Origin of the sequence: Serratia sp. SCBI, from assembly GCF_000747565.1 — a bacterium.
In the GTDB taxonomy this organism is placed as follows: Bacteria; Pseudomonadota; Gammaproteobacteria; order Enterobacterales; family Enterobacteriaceae; genus Serratia; species Serratia ureilytica.
The window spans coordinates 2170415-2187114 of sequence record NZ_CP003424.1 but is presented as its reverse complement, the minus strand read 5'-3'; the positions used below and the strand labels follow the sequence as shown (position 1 = coordinate 2187114).

The window sequence follows — 16700 nt, the reverse complement described above, 5'->3', positions numbered from 1 at the left end:
AGCTATCCCCATTGCCGCCAGGCGTACGGCAGGCTAGGCTGTTCAGCTCATGGGCCGCCGTTTGGCGGCTTGAACGTTGCACAGGGAGTCTATTTTATGACGGGTATTTTGCAGTTATTCCAGGCCATCGGACTGGGTTTGGTGCTGCTGTTGCCGCTGGCCAACCCGCTGACCACGGTGGCGTTGCTGCTCGGGTTGTCCGGCAATATGACGCGCGAAGAGCGTAATCAGCAGTCGCTGATGGCCTCGGTTTATGTGTTCTGCATCATGACGGTGGCGTTTTACGCCGGGCAGGTGGTGATGAACACCTTCGGCATTTCGATCCCCGGCCTGCGCATCGCCGGCGGCCTGATCGTCGCCTTCATCGGTTTTCGCATGCTGTTCCCGCAGCAGAGCCCCGAAGACGCGCCGGAGGTGGAGAGCAAGTCGCACGAGCTGCGCCACAAGACGTCGGCCAACATCGCCTTCGTGCCGCTGGCCATGCCGAGCACCGCCGGGCCGGGCACCATCGCGATGATCATCAGCTCGGCGTCGAGCGTCAAAGCGAACTCGCTGGGCTTTGAACCCTGGGTGTTGGCCGTGGCGCCGGTCGCCATCTTCCTGACGGTCGCGGTGATCCTGTGGGCCTGCCTGCTCAGTTCCGGCGCCATCATGCGGTTGGTCGGGAAAAGCGGCATCGAGGCGATCTCGCGCCTGATGGGGTTCCTGCTGGTGTGCATGGGCGTTCAGTTCATCATCAACGGCGTGCTGGAGATCATCTCCACCTATACACCGGCCGCCGCCTGACCATGAAAAACGGGCGCGACATCGCGCCCGTTGCCGTTATTTCCCCGCCGGCGCCTGCGCGCCCAAAATGCCCTTGCCTTCCGGCACTTCGGTAAAGCGACTGAGGATCTCGCTGTAGGTCTTGGCCGGATCCAAATCCGGGAACTGCGCCGGATAGATAAACTTCGCCAGATACTCCAGCCCGACGATGTTGTACGGGTGGTTGTAGAAGTTATGGTAGATGCCGTAGAACCGCCCTTCCTTCACCGCCGACACCTGCGAGAACCCCGGGCGCTGCTTCATGCGGTTGAAGGCCTCATCCACCTGCTGCTGCGTCACGCCATAGCCGAACGGCACCGCGGCGTTGGTCTTGCTGGCCCACTGCGAGCCGGAAACGATGTAGGCATCCGGTTTCATGCTGATCACTTTTTCCAGCGCCACGTCGCCGGTCGCACCCGGCAGCAGCGCAGAACCGATGTTGCGCGCGCCGACCGCTTCGACCAACGCGCCCCAGCCGACGTGCGCATGGGTGAAGCAGCAGGATTCCAGGCCATTCAGACCGGCCTTGGCTTCGAAGAACACCAACGGTTTGGGTGCCACCGCCTGCGTTTTGGCCAGAATGGCCTGATAATGCTGCTGATAATAATCGGTATATTGCTTGGCTTCGCTTTCGCGGTTGAGGGTTTCCCCCAACAGCATCACGCTTTTCGGCGTGTTTTCCACCGGCTTGAGCATGGTATCGATAAACAACACCGGCACGTTCAGCGCCTTCAGCTTATCCAGCACGCCGGTTTGGCTCAGCGAAGGTTTGGAGCGCAGCTGGGCGATCATCAGATCGGGCCGCTTGGCGATCACGCTCTCCAGATTCACTTCGCCTTTATCGCTGAATCCCATGTCGATGATGTTTTTCGCCGCCGGCCATTTGCTCTGCAAGATTTCCCAGGTCGCCGCGTCGCTTTTCTTCAGCAGGTTATTCCAGGCCACCAGCCGGCCGAACGGGTTGGCGCGATCGAGCAGCGCCAGCGTGAGAATGTCGCGCCCGTCCTGCACCACGATGCGTTTCGGCTCCTGCTGGAGGGTGACCGTCTGGCCGGAGGTGTCGGTCAGGGTCAACGGATAGGTAGTGGCCATCGCCGGAGAGGCGAGTAAGGCGGCGCAAACCAGCGCCGGCAAAGTGATTCGACGGTGCACGAAAGACTCCTTAGTCATGAATACATTCAGGAAATACTAATGAGAATGGCTTGCATTATCAAAGATAACGCCCGGCATGCCGGCGATTAATTGCAAAGGGATGTGTAAAGGAAGGATAAGAGGCGCGCCGGAGCCGGCGCGCCCAGGGGATCATATAAGGCCGTAGATCAGCGCCGAGAGCGCGATCAGCCCCATCACCAGCACGAAGACGTTGCTCGCCGCGCGATATTGGCGCATGGCCGGCACCGCACGCACGGCGTACATCGGCAGGATGAACAGGATCGCCGCAATCAGCGGGCCGCTGATGGTTTCGATGATATGCAGCGCGCTGGGGTTCCACACCGTCGCCGCCCAGGTGAGCAGGAACAGCGACACCGCCGAAATGCGGTGCGTCATGCGCGAGCTGAGCGGCTTGCCGACCGCGCGCGTGACGCCGTCGATCAGGCTGGTCGCCCCTTCCGTCACCCCCAGCGAGGTGCCGAGATAGGATTTGGCCATCGCCAGCATCGCCATCACCGGGCCAAGGTAGGCGATCAGCGGGTTGGAGAACTTGTTGGCCAGCGTGGTCAGCACCGTGATGTTCTGCTCTTTCGCCTGCAGCATGTCTTCATGAGACAGGCTCAGCACGCAGCTGAACACGAAGAACAGCACGGTAACGCAGATCAGCACATAGCTGTAGCGCATGATGCGCGCGCAGCGGCGTTCCGCCTTGTCGCCGTACAGGCTCTTCTGGGTCGAGGCGAAGGAAGAGATGATCGGCGCATGGCTGAAGGAAAACACCATCACCGGCACGGCCAGCCACAGAGAATGCCACAATCCCGGCGTGTCGAAGCGGGTGGCGGCCAGGCCATGCACGAAGTTGGCGGTATTCCAGCTCGGCATCAGATAGAGCGAAATGCCCATCAGGAACACCAGCAGTGGGAACACCAGCATGCCCATCGCCGCCACGATGCTGTCTTTGCCGCGCAGCAGCACCAGATTGAGCACCACCACCACGGCCAGGCTCAGCCACAGGCGCGGCAGCGGCGCCACGTGAAACTGATGGATCAGGAAGCTGTCCAGCGCGTTGGTGATCGAAATGCTGTACACCAGCACGATCGGGAAGAACGCCATCAGATACAGCACCATGATGATTTTGCCGGCCAGCACGCCGAAGTGTTCCACCACCACATCGTGAATGTTGCCGTCGCGGCTGGAGCCGGAAAGCACGAAGCGGCTGAGCGCGCGGTGCGGCAAATAGGTCAGCGGGAAAGCGAACAGCGCCATCAACAGCAGCACCAGCGGGCCGTTCAGGCCGGCGTTGATCGGCAAGAACAACGTACCTGCGCCCACCGCAGTCGCATAGAGACCGAACATCCAGACGGTGTCGGTTTTGTTCCATTTGGCAGTCTGAGCGGCCGTCAGCGTGCCTGAATCGGGAGAAATCGTACTCATGAGACAGTCTACCTTAATCTGCGGCGACAACGATTGCGCCTAACGGGATATCCTTCTCCGCGAGTTTTTTAATAATAATCAGTGAATTAAAGCGATATTTCATACTTACGCCTGATGAAAGGACGGCAAAGGATAATGAAAAATCCGCTGCGGGTCTATGTTTTATCGGCTGAACGGACGATTTGCGAACACAATCTGCTGAAAAAGCAGGCGGCGGCAGAAAAACTAAGGGCCCCTTGCGGAGCCCTTAAACGGTTTACTTCTTCGCGTCCGGATGGTCCGGCACCTCGGCGCTGCCCATCTCCTTCTCATCGCGGATCATCGAGCGGTCTTTACGCACGTCGGCCACATCGGAGGCGCTCACCGGTTTGGCGCTGTTGCCCCAGCTGGAGCGGATGAAGTTCACCACGTCCGCCACCTGCTGATCGTTCAAACGCCAGCCAAACGGCGGCATGGTGATGTTGGACACCGCGCCCTGCACCGCCGGCGTGGTGTTGCCGGTCAGCACGATGTGGATCAGCGAGGTCGCGTCCTCGGTCTGCACCACCGGATTGCCCTTCAGCGACGGGAAGGCGCGCTTGTAGCCCACGCCGTCGGTGCGGTGGCAGGCCGCGCAGTTATCAACATACAGGGCCGCGCCGGGCTTGCTGTCATTCCCCCGCCACAGATCCTTGGCCACGCTGTCTTCGACCGGCGCCGCCTGCTGCTTGCCGTCTTTCGATGGCAGCGATTTCAGGTAGCGCGCGATGGCGGTCAGATCGTCGTCGCTCAGGTATTGCAGGCTGTGCTCCACGACGTCGCTCATGCCGCCGAACACGATGGCTTTGTCGTTACGGCCGGTTTTCAGGAACTCGGTCAGCTCGGCTTCGCTCCAGCTGCCCAGGCCGTCCTTGCGGTCGCCGCGCAGGCTGGAAGCCACCCACCCGTCGATCGGCGCGTTGCTCCCGGACAGGTAGTCGTCGCTTTCGCTGTTGCTCAACGCTTTCTCCTGCATGGTGATGCTGCGCGGGGTATGGCAGGCGCCGCAGTGGCCCAGGCCTTCCACCAGGTAGCGGCCGCGCTCAATCACCGGATCGGCCTTGGCGTCGGCGACAAAATCCGCCGGCGACGGCGCAAACATGCCGCGCCAGATGCTCAGCGGCCAGCGCATCGACAGCGGCCACGGGATGTCGGAATCCTTGTTGGCCTGCTCCACCGGCTGCACGCCGTGCATGAAATAGGCATACATGGCGCGCATGTCGTCCTCTTTCACCAGCGCGAACGACGGGTACGGCATCGCCGGGTACAGGGTGCTGCCGTTTTTGGCTACGCCCTTACGCACCGCGTTGTCGAAATCCTCGAAGCTGTAATCGCCGATGCCGGTTTTCTTGTCCGGCGTAATGTTGGTCGAGTAGATGGTGCCGATCGGCGTCTCCATCGCCAGGCCGCCGGCGAAGGTCTTGCCGTTCTTGCCATCGGTATGGCAGGCCACACAGTCACCGGCGCGCGCCAGGTACTCGCCGCGCTTGATCAGCTCGCTGCTGACGGTGGCGTCCTGCGCCCAAACGGAGAAACTCACTGCACTGAGAACCAGTGCCGGTACAAATGCTTTCATCGTTCGCCGTCCTTATGCCTGCACCAATGGGCCTGGGTTTTTCAGATACTGCTCGCGAATGGCGCGGGCAGACCAATAAGCCAGCGCCGCCACGGTGCCGGTCGGGTTGTAGCCCAGCCCTTGCGGGAAGGCCGATGCGCCGATCGAGAACACGTTGTGCACATCCCAGCTCTGCAGATAGCGGTTGACCGCGCTGGTCTTCGGATCTTCCCCCATCACCGCACCGCCGTTCATGTGGGTGGTCTGGTAGCTGGTGGTATCGAAGTGGCTGTTGGCGTTTTTCGGGCTGCCGGCGATCAGTTTCGGGTTCATCGCCTTGGCGATCGGCGCCATCTTGTCGTACATGAACTGCGCCATCTTGATGTCGTTTTCCTGCCAGTCGAACGTCATGCGCAGCAGCGGCTGGCCGAACACGTTCTTGTAGTTGGGATCGAGATCCAGATAGTTGTTGCGGTACGACTGGTGCGCGCCGTGGGCATCCATCGAGACGTGGTGGGTGTAGGCATCCGCCACCGCCGCTTTCCACTTGCTGCCCCAGGCCGGGGTACCCGGAGGGGTCGGCAGGCCGGAGATCGGCTTGGTGCCCGCCTGGTTGACCCAGAACGGCGAACCGCCGACGAAGCCTTCTTTGGCGTGATCGAAGTTGTCGGCGTTGAAGTCATCCACGCCCACGCCGTTGCCGCCGGCGCCGATGAACGGGTTGGTGAAGACGTCTTTATCAAAGAACGCCTTGATGGTGGTCATGTTCTGGTAGGCGAAGTTGCGCCCGACCACGCCTTCGCCGGTCACCGGATCGTAAGGCTTGCCGATGCCGGACAGCAGCATCAGGTGCACGTTGTGGAACTGGAACGCGCCCAGGATCACCAGGTCGGCCGGCTGTTCAATCTCGCGGCCCTGCGCATCGACGTAGTTCACGCTGGTGGCGCGGGACTTGTCATCGGTCAGGTTGACCTTCAGCACGTTGGCGTTGGTGCGCAGTTCGAAGCGTTTCTCCATGCGCAGCGCCGGCAAGATGTTGACGTTCGGCGAGGCTTTGGAATACATGTAGCAGGCGTAGCCGCTGCAGAAACCGCAGAAGTTGCATGGGCCCATCTGCGCGCCGTACGGGTTGGTGTAAGAGTCCGAGGTGTTGGCGGACGGCAGGTTGTAAGGGTGGTAACCCACCTCCAGCGCCGCTTTCTCGAACAGCTGGGCGGAGTAGGTGTTTTTCTGCGCCGGCAGCGGGAAGTCGTCGGAGCGATCCGGCGCAAAGCGGTTACCGCCCTTCTGCGCCACTTTCTGCCCTTTGATGGTCCAGGCGGTGCCGGAGGTGCCGAACACTTTCTCCGCTTTGTCGAAGAACGGTTCCAGCTCGTCGTAGGTCACGCCGAAGTCCTGGATGGTCATGTCCTTCGGAATGAAGTTTTTGCCGTAGCGTTCTTCATAATGGCTGCGCATGCGCAGTTCGATCGGATCGACGCGGAAATGCACGCCCGACCAGTGCAGACCGGCGCCGCCGACGCCGGTGCCCGGCAGGAACGCCGCCAGCTGGCGGTAAGGCACCGCGGTCTGGCTGCTGTTGTGGCGAATGGTGACGGTGCTTTTCGACAGATCCTGGAACAGCTTGCGGCGAATGTTATAGGTCAGCTCGTCGATCACCTGCGGATAAGAACCGTCCGGGTAGGTGTCGCGCATCGGGCCGCGCTCCAGCGCCACCACGTTGAGGCCGGCCTCGGTCAGCTCTTTGGCCATGATCGCGCCCACCCAGCCGAAGCCGACGATCACCGCGTCTACTTTTTTCATTACCGTTGCCATGGTTAGCCCCTCTCCCCACGAATCGAGACCGGCGGGAAGGGATAACGCTCCCCTCGCTCAACCCAGTCCATAAAATCGGCGCGCGCGCCCGGAAAATTAATCAGCTTCCAGCCAACCATGTCTTTGTTGCCGCCATGGATCGGATCGCTGAAGAAACCTTCACGGGTGTTTTGCAGCAGATAGGAGAAGAACAGTTTCGACGGCAGTTGCTGGAACTCCGCCTCGCCGGACTCGAACTTTTGCAGCAGGGCGTCTTGCTGCGCGCCATCCAGTTCGGCGAAAGGCTTGCCGGCGGTTTTCTTGCTGTAGGCGTCGGCGTCTGCGATGCCGAGGTTGTAGATTTGCTTGGGCACCAGCGGCAGCTGGTAGCCCATTTCCTTCGGCACATCGGGGTTGAACGGCCCCTGCATGTACCAGATGGAACCGGTGGCGTACGGCGTGTTCATCTGGCGATCGATAAACTCCGGCACGCCGGCTTCCAGCGCGCCAGGGCCGCGTTCGTCGGCCGGGATCAGGCGCGCGACGGCGGTCTTGATGAAGGCCCACTCTTCCGGGGTGAAAAAGGTCGGTTGGTAATCGTTCTGCGTTGAAGTGTTCGAGGCAGCGACCGCTGGTGCTGGGGCCGTCAGCGCGCCAACGCCGCTGCCACCAATTACCGCCGCAGGAATTAAGGTCATCGATTTCAACAAGAAATCGCGCCGCGAATTGTTGGTTTTATGATTCGACATGTCACATTCCATCCAAAGATAGTCACAACTATTTAACCGCAACCTTGCGATCGATACGGGTTTTTAAAATAATTTGTTACTTATTTGTCTATTTATTGAAGGTCAGAATGCGAGCAAAAGCAAAAATGTTACCGGTAACTTATTGAATGAACGTAAAGATTTATCTGCTAACGTAAATTTAACTTTTTGTGCGGTTTTTCTGATAAGCGATGAGGAAATAACGAAAAATGAGAGGCGGGTCGCGCTAAAAACTGACGCCGAAAACAAAATCGGCCGCGTTCGGCGGCCGATTCAAAGGATGGGATTACTGCGACATCGCCTGATAAGCGGTGGTCACTTTCCATAAATAGCGCGGCGCCTGCGGTGCCGGGTGCTTTTTCTGGATGTGCTGATAAAACTCATCCGGACTCATCTGATTGATGCGATTAACCGCCACGCGCTTGTCCGAGGAGAAAGTGCGCAACATAGCGCCCGCCCCGTTCACATACGAAACGATGGTGGCGTAACGCAAAGTCTGTGGGTTGTTGATCCCGGCTAGCTGCTGGCTTTGAAGAATATTGATATAGGCCGTTCCCAGATCAATATTGACCGCCGGATCCTTCAGCTCACGCGAGCTGGGTTGCCCGCTTCGTCCTTTCATGCGATAGGCGTCGCGGCCGGCGGTAGAAGCCTTCAGCTGCATCAATCCCACTGCGTTCGAGGTGCTGACCACGTTCGGGTTAAACCCGGACTCCACCTGAATAATCGCTTTAATCAGCGTTTCGTCGACGCCGTAGTTGCTGGCGGCCTGACGAATGTAATCGTTATAAGCAACCGGGGTGCCTGTGCGGTTTACCGGTGCCTGCGGAGGGGGTTTTAACCAACCGCCGCGCGTTGTGCCACTGCCTGAAATATTGCTCGCCGTTTGCGGGTCTTTGGCGCACCCCGACAAAAGCAAAATTGCCGTAAGGCAACCTATTTTTGTTTTCACAGAATCCCTCACTCCTTTCAATGAGTTGCGTAGCATATACAACTTGTAAGGACACCTGCAGTAATTTTTTGGACTAATCTCAAGCTATCCATATACCAAGAGGTGATTTATGAGTCAATCTGCAACAAGCTGCTTTGTGGTGACTTTTCGCTATCAGGAAGCGGGACTGACCGACCTGGCCAAGCTGACCGGGCAATTGACCCGTGAAGGTTTTGTCACGTCGGTGACAGACGAAAATGGCGTTCATCATGAACTCGGCAGCAACAGTTTTGCGTTCATAACCGTTCTGGATCAAGAGGATGTGCAGCGTCTGGCGCAGGGGTTCGGGCAGTTGGCGTTGGGAAAACAGCCGGAGGTGGCGATCTGCACCTGTAAGGACTACCTTCAGCGGTTACATACTGATACATAAAATGCTATAACTCCCCGGACGGAATTATTTTTCAGTTGGAGAAATAGCCCCGCCGGCGGTGGGCAAGTGACGCTTGACTTCGCTTCAATTGATATTGATAATCATTTTCATTTGAACCAGGAGACGTCATCATGCCATTGATAACTTGCGCTTTTCGTCGCAGTCGCCCTCCCCGCGCTGCCGCACTGTTACGCCCCTTCACGCTCGCCTGTTTGCTGCTCGGTGCCGCTCTGGTCAGCCAACCCGCGCTGGCGGAAAAAAAGCTGCGCGTGGTGACCACTTTCACCATCATTCAGGATATCGCCCAGAACGTGGCGGGTGACGCCGCCGTCGTGGAATCCATCACCAAACCGGGCGCCGAGATCCACGATTACCAGCCCACCCCGCGCGATATCGTCAAAGCGCAGCACGCCGACCTGATCCTGTGGAACGGCATGAACCTGGAACGCTGGTTCCAGCGCTTCTTCGAGAACATCAAGCAGGTGCCGGCGGCGGTCGTGACCGAAGGCATCACCCCGCTGCCGATCCGTGAAGGGCCCTATAACGGCAACCCGAACCCGCATGCCTGGATGTCACCGAGCAACGCGCTGGTATATATCGAAAACATCCGCAAAGCGCTGGTGGCGCACGATCCGGCCAATGCGGAAACCTACAACCGCAACGCCAAGGCCTACGCAGAGAAAATCGGCGCGCTGGACGCTCCGCTGCGCGAACGCCTGGCGCGCATTCCGGCCGCGCAGCGTTGGCTGGTGACCAGTGAAGGCGCCTTCAGCTACCTGGCACAGGACTATCAGCTGAAAGAAGTCTATCTGTGGCCGATCAACGCCGATGAGCAAGGCTCGCCGCAACAGGTCCGCCGGGTGATCGACGCGGTGCGCGCCCACCATATTCCGGTGGTGTTCAGCGAGAGCACCATTTCCGACAAGCCGGCCAGGCAGGTGGCGAAAGAGACCGGCGCCAAATACGGCGGCGTGTTGTACGTGGACTCGCTGTCCACCCGCGATGGCCCGGTGCCGACCTATATCGATCTGCTTAACACCACCGTGCAAACCATCGCCAAAGGATTCGATCAATGACCCATGAGCTGTTTGTCCGCCCTGAATTGAGCGTGGACGACGTCACCGTGACCTACAACAACGGGCACACCGCCATTCATAACGCCAGTTTTACCCTGAGCGGCGGTTCTATCTGCGCGCTGGTGGGCGTTAACGGCAGCGGTAAATCGACGCTGTTCAAAAGCATCATGGGGCTGGTCAAGCCCACCAGCGGCCGGGTGTCGCTGAGCGACAAACCGGTGGCGGACGCGCTGAAAAAGAACCTGATCGCCTACGTGCCGCAAACCGAAGACGTCGACTGGAACTTCCCGGTGCTGGTGGAAGACGTGGTGATGATGGGCCGCTACGGCAAGATGAATTTCCTGCGCATTCCGTCGCGCGAGGATCGCTTGCGGGTCGACAAGGCGCTGGAGCGCGTCGGCCTCAGCGAGCTGCGCGGCCGGCAGATCGGCGAACTCTCCGGCGGTCAGAAAAAGCGCGTGTTTCTGGCGCGCGCCCTGGCGCAACAGGGCACGGTGCTGCTGCTGGATGAGCCTTTCACCGGCGTGGATGTGAAAACCGAGAATGCCATTATCGATCTGCTGCGCTCGCTGCGCGACGAGGGGCATCTGATCCTGGTTTCCACCCATAACCTCGGCAGCGTGCCGGAGTTCTGCGATCGGGTGATCCTCATCAACCGCACGGTGTTGGCCGCCGGCCCGACCGAAACCACCTTCACCCAGAGCAATCTGGAGCTGGCGTTCGGCGGCGTGCTGCGCCATATCAACCTCTCCGGCCCGGATCTGCACGACGACAACGATCCGCGCACCGTCACGGTGTTGACCGACGATGAACGCCCGGCGGTGTTCTATGGCCACACCAAGAGCGATCCGCCTGCCAACAGTCAGGCCAGGGAGAAACAATCCTGATGCTGGACCTTCTGCTGCAACCTTTCAGTTATAACTACATGGTGAAGGCCATCTGGGTCAGCGCCATCGTCGGCGCCGCCTGCGCGTTTCTGTCCGCCTACCTGATGCTGAAAGGGTGGTCGCTGATGGGCGATGCGCTGTCGCACTCGGTGGTGCCCGGCGTGGCCGGCGCCTATGCCCTCGGCCTGCCCTACGCCGCCGGCGCCTTCTTCACCGGCATGCTGGCGGCGCTGGCGATGACGCTGGTGCGCCACATCACCCGGCTGCGCGAAGACGCCATCATCGGCTTTATCTTCTCCACCTTCTTTGCCGTCGGCCTGCTGATCGTGTCGCTCAACCCCACCTCGGTCAACGTACAGTCGATCATCTTCGGCAATATCCTCGGCATCGCCGACGAAGACGTGCTGCAGGTGGAGATCATCATCGGCGTTTCGCTGCTGATCCTATGCCTGGTGTGGAAAGATCTGCTGGCGGTGTTCTTTGACGAAAGCCACGCCGTGTCGATCGGCCTGTCGCCGCTGAAGCTGAAGATCCTGTTCTTCACCCTGCTCAGCGCCTGCACCGTCGCCGCACTGCAAACCGTCGGCGCCATTTTGGTGATCGCCATGGTGATCACGCCGGGCGCCACCGCCTATCTGCTGACCGACCGCTTCAGCCGGCTGGTGATCATCGCTATCATCATCGGCGCATTGACCAGCGGCATCGGCGCCTACCTGAGTTTCTTCCTCGACGGCGCCACCGGCGGGGTGATCGTCACCCTGCAAACGCTGGTGTTCCTGGCGGCGTTCTGCTTCGCGCCGAAACACGGCCTGCTGGCGGCAAAACGTCGCGTAGCACAGTCACCAACCGGAGGCCGCTGATGGACACACTCTACCAACTGCTCAGCGAACCCTTCGCCTACCCGTTCATGCAGCGGGCGATCGTCGCCGCCATCGTCACCGGCGTGGTATGCGCCGTACTCTCCTGCTATCTGGTGCTCAAGGGCTGGTCGCTGATGGGCGACGCCATCTCGCACGCCGTCTTGCCCGGCATCGTAGTGGCGTTCGTCATCGGCATTCCGCTGGCGATCGGCGCCTTCCTCTCCGGCATCTTCTGCGCGGTGGCCACCGGCTACCTGAAAGAGAACAGCCGGGTGAAAGAAGACACGGTGATGGGCATCGTTTTCTCCGGCATGTTCGCCTTCGGCCTGGTGCTGTTCTCGCGCATCGACACCGACCAGCACCTGAGCCACATACTGTTCGGCAACATGCTGGGCATCACCGACGGCGAGCTGAAGCAAACCCTGCTGATCGCCGGCCTCACCCTGGCGGTGGTGTTGCTTAAACGCAAAGACTTCATGCTCTACTGTTTCGATCCGCACCATGCGCGGGTGATTGGCCTGCCGGTCAAGCTGCTGCACTACGGGCTGCTGTGTCTGCTGGCGATGACCATCGTCGCCTCGCTGCAGGCCGTGGGGGTGATCCTGGTGATCGCCATGCTGATCGCCCCCGGCATCATCGCCTTTATGCTGTGCCGCCGCTTCGATCGCATGCTGGTGGTGGCGACGGTGGTGTCGGTGTTCTCTTGCGTGCTCGGCACGCTGATCAGTTTCCACATCGACGGCGCAACCGGGCCCTGCATCGTCATTGTGCAGGCCGTGCTGTTCGTTATCGCCTTACTGTACGGTAAACTGCGTCCGTTACAGCGTAACCAAACCGCCCTGAGCGACAGTTAAACGCCCTCCTCTGATGCGGCGGCGCTCTCCGCCGCATCCTGTTTCCTCCGCCCGCTTATCCGTTGTCATCAAGTTGCAACCGGTATTGCGCTTAAATTAATCAATAGGGTATATACTGTGAGCTGGCGGGATGCTGAAAAAAATCGCCGCCTTTGACGCCGGCTGTGCGCCGCGTCGTGTTTTCACCACGGGAAAGACGCTAACCTAATGAATTATCAGGCAGCACAGAGGGGAAATACCATGTGGCAAGCCGTTAGCCGTCTGTTAAGTGAACATCTTGGCAGCGCAGAGATACGCGAAAGGATTGAACTGCCCGGGGGCGACATTCACCCGGCGTGGCGCGTGAGTTACGGTGACAACGAGGTGTTCGTGAAATGCGACGCCCGTGAACAACTGCCGATATTCACCGCCGAGGCCGATCAGCTGGCGCTGCTGGCGCGCAGCAAAAGCGTGCGGGTGCCGGAAGTGTACGGCGTCGGCAGCGATCGCGACTACAGCTTCCTGCTGCTGGAGTATCAGCAGTTGAAACCCCTCGACGCCCATGGCGCCTACTGCCTGGGGCAACAACTGGCGCATCTGCACCAGTGGAGCGAGCAACCGCAGTTCGGTCTCGACTTCGACAGCGATCTGACCACCACCCCGCAACCCAACGCCTGGCAACGCCGCTGGTCGGAATTCTTCGCCGAGCAGCGCATCGGCTGGCAGCTGCAGCTGGCGGCGGAAAAAGGCATGACCTTCGGCGACATCGACGACATCGTCGATCGGGTGTATCTGCGCTTGCAGCACCACCAGCCGCAGCCTTCCCTGCTGCACGGCAACCTGTGGCCGGGCAACTGCGCGATGACCGCCAACGGGCCGATACTGTTCGATCCGGCCAGCTACTGGGGTGACAGAGAGTGCGATTTGGCGATGCTGCCGCTGTATCCGGAGCTGCCGCCGCAGATCTACGACGGCTATCAGAGCGTGTGGCCGCTGGGGGCCGGATTTATCGAACGCCAGCCGCTGTATCAGCTGTACTACCTGCTCAACCGCAGCAATCTGTTCGGCGGCCAGCATTTGGTGGCAGCCCAACGCGCGGTGGAGGCGCTGTTGCAGCCCGAAGCGTCATAACGTTCCGGGGCGCCGAGCGGCGCCCCGTTCATGGTTCAGGCCGCGCCGGCCAACTGCCCCAACAGGCGGATCACGAACCAGGCGATCACCGCAATCACGATCGGCAGGATGTACAGCGGGAAGTACTGCAGGAAGATGGTGTGGTGCGGCAGCGTAATGCGCTCCTCAAGCTGTTGGCGCGTGTGCCCTTCGCTGCCCTTGGCCTGCTCCAGGATCATCTGGTCTTCCAACCCTTCGCGGATGAATTTGACCTGACGCGACATGCGCGCGCCGGAAGCCTGCAGCGCCAGCCCGACGAAGATCAGAATATAGATGATGATGAACATCAGATTGGCGCCGCTGAACAGGCTTTTATCCACGTCGGGCACCGGTGAGTTGTACCAGAAAAGGTTCAGGAACGGCGTGTTGAAACGCACCATGTCCACCATCACGTGAACGAAATCCAGCATCACCGCGTTGATGCCCTTGGTTTTTTCACTGTGCTGATAGATAAAACCCAGCACGGAAATCAGCGTCGACAGCAACGCCGGGATAAAAACCACCCATCCGAGAATGCGTTTCAAAATGGCGAGACGCCCGGCCTGTTGATACGTCATGTGTTCCCCTTGTTAGCGACGTAACCGAATCGGCTAAGTCTACCTGCTGTTGGCGAAACTCGCCCACCGTTTTCTTCACTCCCGCTGTGCTACAAGCTTAGCCGAATTAGTCGAAATCAAAAACTTAACCGCGCCGGCACACTATCATTGAAGAGATAACGTTATCCATTCGGGCAGAGGCCGCCATGATTCGACTGATTATCTTATTGCTGGGCGCGCAGGCGCTGCACGGTCAGCGCCGTCTGCTGGTGCTGTTCGGTTGGCTGTGGATAGCCGCAGGGGCGCTGATGCTGTTCGACATCCTGCAGGATGGCCGGTCGGTGCTGGCGCTGGATGCGCTGGCGGTCATCCTGGCGCTGGAGGGGTTGGTGGCGGTATCCGCCGCGCTGGTGATCGGCTCTTCGGCCAGCAGGCCGGTGCTGCTGAAAGGATTGGGTTTTGTCTTTATGGCCTTTTTAATGCTGGACGTGCCCGCAGACGATAACATCGTCGCCACCGTGGTGTTTGGCAGTGCGCTGCTGCTTGACGGCGCCGTGCGCATCGCCTCCTCCACGGTGATTCAACACAGTCGATGGAAAGGCGTGGCGCTGGCGGGCAGCGGCGAGATCCTGCTTTCGTTGATGATTTTTTGTCGGCTGGCCGGCGCCGCATCGGATGACGGTGCCCTTTTGCCTCGGCGTGATGATGGTGCTTTCCGGCTGGGCCTTATTGCGTATCGCCCGGAGACTGACAAGCTTCTCTCTGAATCAGCCCCCCACGCGGCAGCCACCGCACCCGGAGGATGAGACTGCGCCACTCACGGTGTATGTCTGGACACCGATTGGTGCGGCTAAAGATCCGCGCCGTCGTTATATCGTCGACCGATACATCGCGGCGGTCGACGGCGGCGGCAATATCTCCACCGGTCACGCCGCCCTGGCGCTCGCGCCGGATGTGTATATCAGTCACTACCCGCTCAACGACATCAGCCATTCCGTTCAGGATTTCCGCCAGTTGTTGCATGCCGGCGAACAGAACAACGTCGACGGGCGTTTCCTGCCCGACCTGGCGGGCGAGATCGCCGCCTGGTGCCCCCCGGACAAGAAAATTCAATTCTACCGCTATAACCCGGCGGCGCTGCGCGCATTCTGGCTGCGTTATCGGCAGGACGCCACCTACAATCTGACCCGGCGCAACTGCTCCACCACGGTCATCGGCGCGCTCGACAGCGCGTTGGAAGGCGTGCTGGGCGATAAACATCTGTGGCGCCGCTTTCTGTTGCTGGTGCTCGATCCCAACCTGTGGATGCTGGCGGTACTGCGCAGCCGCGGCGAAAGCATGACCTGGACGCCGGGTTTGGTGCTGGACTACGCACGCATGTTGCAACAGGTCACCGAGCGTCAACACCAGCGCTGGTGGCTAAAATTGCGCGAGGTGTGGAATATCCTGCGTTTTGGCAAAAGCCAAACGCGCAGGCAAAGGTTTTAGTCTCGTCACCGGCGATGATAAAGTGTCGGGCACATTCACCCGCGCCGGCAGGAGTTAACCGTTAATGGCTTATTCGCAACGCATTGAAACCGCAATTTTTGATATGGACGGCTTGTTGATCGACTCGGAACCGCTGTGGCTGCAGGCCGAGTTGGATATCTTCGGCGCGCTGGGTTTGGATCTGTCCGACCGTCACAAGCTGCCGGACACGCTGGGGCTGCGCATCGATCTGGTGGTGAAGATGTGGTATCAGGCGATGCCGTGGCAAGGGGTTTCGCTTGATGAGGTGTCGGCGCGGATTATCGAGCGCGCCATCGAGCTGGTGCACGAGACGAGCCCGCTGCTGCCAGGCGTTCAGCAGGCGCTGGAGCTGTGCCGCAGCCAGGGGCTGAACATCGGTCTCGCCTCCGCCTCGCCGCTGCACATGCAACGGCAGGTGCTGAAGATGTTCGAGCTTGAGGATTACTTCGATCAGCTGGTTTCCGCCGAATACCTGCCGTACAGCAAGCCGCACCCGGAGGTCTACCTGATCGCCGCCGAACGCCTGGGCAGCGATCCGCTGCGCTGCATCACGCTGGAAGACTCGTTTAACGGCATGATCGCCACCAAGGCCGCACGCATGCGTTCCATCGTGATCCCGGCAGCCGAATACCGTCACGATCCTCGCTGGGCGCTGGCGGACCACAAGCTGGACACCCTGGAACAGCTCACCCCCGCCCACTTTGCCTGACCTGCGGCGCCGGCCATCGGCGCCCTGGGTTTGCCGCTCTGCGTCATAAAAGGGATCCGCACCGCAAAACAAACGAAACACCGTTTCATTTTATTGAATTGGCATGACGTTCTCATTATGCTGTATGGCAGGGAAAGCGACGGCCCGCGGCGCGTTGTCACTGCCACGCAGCGCGGTTCAAGGCCGCCGCTTCCTCCCGCCACACGCTGAGCAACCGTCTTTTTTCTCACCGCCA

At 60.0% G+C, this 16700-nt stretch carries 15 protein-coding genes and 1 pseudogene; 9 read left to right on the top strand and 7 right to left on the bottom strand.

Features of this window, described 5'->3' with window-relative positions:
- The first annotated feature begins 96 nt into the window (after positions 1-96).
- A complete protein-coding gene (locus SERRSCBI_RS10245; protein WP_033652461.1) occupies positions 97-786 on the top strand; it encodes a MarC family NAAT transporter in 690 nt (229 codons plus the stop codon).
- Between the two features lie 36 nt (positions 787-822).
- Here the strand turns inward: SERRSCBI_RS10245 and SERRSCBI_RS10240 are convergent, their stop codons facing one another.
- The 6 genes from SERRSCBI_RS10240 to SERRSCBI_RS10215 form a co-directional block, all read right to left on the bottom strand.
- A complete protein-coding gene (locus tag SERRSCBI_RS10240) occupies positions 823-1956 on the bottom strand; it encodes an ABC transporter substrate-binding protein (protein ID WP_042784348.1) in 1134 nt (377 codons plus the stop codon).
- A 150-nt stretch (positions 1957-2106) separates the two neighbouring features.
- Positions 2107-3390 (bottom strand): serine/threonine protein kinase, encoded by a 1284-nt coding sequence (locus SERRSCBI_RS10235; RefSeq protein ID WP_033652462.1) that lies wholly within the window; start codon positions 3388-3390, stop codon positions 2107-2109.
- A gap of 256 nt (positions 3391-3646) precedes the next feature.
- Complete coding sequence (locus SERRSCBI_RS10230) at positions 3647-4984, bottom strand: cytochrome c (protein ID WP_042784347.1); 1338 nt, start codon at positions 4982-4984, stop codon at positions 3647-3649.
- A gap of 12 nt (positions 4985-4996) precedes the next feature.
- A complete protein-coding gene (locus tag SERRSCBI_RS10225) occupies positions 4997-6778 on the bottom strand; it encodes a GMC family oxidoreductase (protein WP_042784345.1) in 1782 nt (593 codons plus the stop codon).
- 2 nt (positions 6779-6780) lie between these two features.
- Positions 6781-7506, bottom strand: coding sequence for a gluconate 2-dehydrogenase subunit 3 family protein (locus tag SERRSCBI_RS10220; RefSeq protein ID WP_042784344.1), 726 nt, complete (start codon positions 7504-7506; stop codon positions 6781-6783).
- 304 nt (positions 7507-7810) lie between these two features.
- Positions 7811-8476: a transglycosylase SLT domain-containing protein gene (locus SERRSCBI_RS10215; protein WP_004931439.1), complete on the bottom strand. Its 666-nt coding sequence runs from the start codon at positions 8474-8476 to the stop codon at positions 7811-7813.
- 109 nt (positions 8477-8585) lie between these two features.
- Here SERRSCBI_RS10215 and ghoS point away from each other — a divergent pair, with 109 nt between their 5' ends.
- From ghoS to SERRSCBI_RS10185, 6 genes are all read left to right on the top strand, one after another.
- On the top strand, positions 8586-8885 hold the full coding sequence (gene ghoS / locus SERRSCBI_RS10210) for a type V toxin-antitoxin system endoribonuclease antitoxin GhoS (protein ID WP_033642868.1): 300 nt from the start codon (positions 8586-8588) through the stop codon (positions 8883-8885).
- Positions 8886-9016: 131 nt separating this feature from the next.
- Positions 9017-9961: a metal ABC transporter substrate-binding protein gene (locus SERRSCBI_RS10205; protein WP_033642867.1), complete on the top strand. Its 945-nt coding sequence runs from the start codon at positions 9017-9019 to the stop codon at positions 9959-9961.
- Entirely contained in the window at positions 9958-10848 is an 891-nt protein-coding gene (locus tag SERRSCBI_RS10200) for a manganese/iron ABC transporter ATP-binding protein (RefSeq protein ID WP_033642866.1), read from the top strand. Before SERRSCBI_RS10205 ends, SERRSCBI_RS10200 begins: the two co-directional genes overlap by 4 nt.
- A complete protein-coding gene (yfeC, locus tag SERRSCBI_RS10195; protein ID WP_016927980.1) occupies positions 10848-11708 on the top strand; it encodes an iron/manganese ABC transporter permease subunit YfeC in 861 nt (286 codons plus the stop codon). Before SERRSCBI_RS10200 ends, yfeC begins: the two co-directional genes overlap by 1 nt.
- Positions 11708-12562 (top strand): metal ABC transporter permease, encoded by an 855-nt coding sequence (locus SERRSCBI_RS10190; protein WP_042784342.1) that lies wholly within the window; start codon positions 11708-11710, stop codon positions 12560-12562. The genes yfeC and SERRSCBI_RS10190 overlap by 1 nt, the downstream gene beginning before the upstream one ends.
- 240 nt (positions 12563-12802) lie before the next feature.
- Positions 12803-13672, top strand: coding sequence for a fructosamine kinase family protein (locus SERRSCBI_RS10185; protein ID WP_033642864.1), 870 nt, complete (start codon positions 12803-12805; stop codon positions 13670-13672).
- Between the two features lie 35 nt (positions 13673-13707).
- On the opposite strand, the gene SERRSCBI_RS10180 is transcribed toward SERRSCBI_RS10185, so the two are convergent.
- On the bottom strand, positions 13708-14268 hold the full coding sequence (locus tag SERRSCBI_RS10180; protein ID WP_025302601.1) for a YniB family protein: 561 nt from the start codon (positions 14266-14268) through the stop codon (positions 13708-13710).
- 185 nt (positions 14269-14453) lie between these two features.
- On the opposite strand from SERRSCBI_RS10180, the pseudogene SERRSCBI_RS25350 reads away from it, so the two are divergent.
- Together SERRSCBI_RS25350 and hxpB are read left to right on the top strand one after the other, a co-directional pair.
- Positions 14454-15735 (top strand): annotated as a pseudogene (locus SERRSCBI_RS25350) (HdeD family acid-resistance protein).
- A gap of 64 nt (positions 15736-15799) precedes the next feature.
- A complete protein-coding gene (gene hxpB / locus SERRSCBI_RS10170; protein ID WP_042784341.1) occupies positions 15800-16465 on the top strand; it encodes a hexitol phosphatase HxpB in 666 nt (221 codons plus the stop codon).
- Positions 16466-16700 lie beyond the last annotated feature (235 nt).

Excerpts from the sequence above, each read along its gene's own strand:
- hxpB (WP_042784341.1), top strand. The coding sequence starts at position 15,800 with ATGGCTTATTCGCAACGCATTGAAACCGCAATTTTTGATATGGACGGC.
- SERRSCBI_RS10230 (WP_042784347.1), bottom strand. The coding sequence starts at position 4,984 with ATGAAAGCATTTGTACCGGCACTGGTTCTCAGTGCAGTGAGTTTCTCC.
- SERRSCBI_RS10190 (WP_042784342.1), top strand. The coding sequence starts at position 11,708 with ATGGACACACTCTACCAACTGCTCAGCGAACCCTTCGCCTACCCGTTC.
- SERRSCBI_RS10200 (WP_033642866.1), top strand. The coding sequence starts at position 9,958 with ATGACCCATGAGCTGTTTGTCCGCCCTGAATTGAGCGTGGACGACGTC.
- SERRSCBI_RS10205 (WP_033642867.1), top strand. The coding sequence starts at position 9,017 with ATGCCATTGATAACTTGCGCTTTTCGTCGCAGTCGCCCTCCCCGCGCT.
- SERRSCBI_RS10220 (WP_042784344.1), bottom strand. The coding sequence starts at position 7,506 with ATGTCGAATCATAAAACCAACAATTCGCGGCGCGATTTCTTGTTGAAA.
- ghoS (WP_033642868.1), top strand. The coding sequence starts at position 8,586 with ATGAGTCAATCTGCAACAAGCTGCTTTGTGGTGACTTTTCGCTATCAG.
- SERRSCBI_RS10180 (WP_025302601.1), bottom strand. The coding sequence starts at position 14,268 with ATGACGTATCAACAGGCCGGGCGTCTCGCCATTTTGAAACGCATTCTC.
- SERRSCBI_RS10245 (WP_033652461.1), top strand. The coding sequence starts at position 97 with ATGACGGGTATTTTGCAGTTATTCCAGGCCATCGGACTGGGTTTGGTG.
- SERRSCBI_RS10235 (WP_033652462.1), bottom strand. The coding sequence starts at position 3,390 with ATGAGTACGATTTCTCCCGATTCAGGCACGCTGACGGCCGCTCAGACT.
- SERRSCBI_RS10185 (WP_033642864.1), top strand. The coding sequence starts at position 12,803 with ATGTGGCAAGCCGTTAGCCGTCTGTTAAGTGAACATCTTGGCAGCGCA.
- SERRSCBI_RS10225 (WP_042784345.1), bottom strand. The coding sequence starts at position 6,778 with ATGGCAACGGTAATGAAAAAAGTAGACGCGGTGATCGTCGGCTTCGGC.
- yfeC (WP_016927980.1), top strand. The coding sequence starts at position 10,848 with ATGCTGGACCTTCTGCTGCAACCTTTCAGTTATAACTACATGGTGAAG.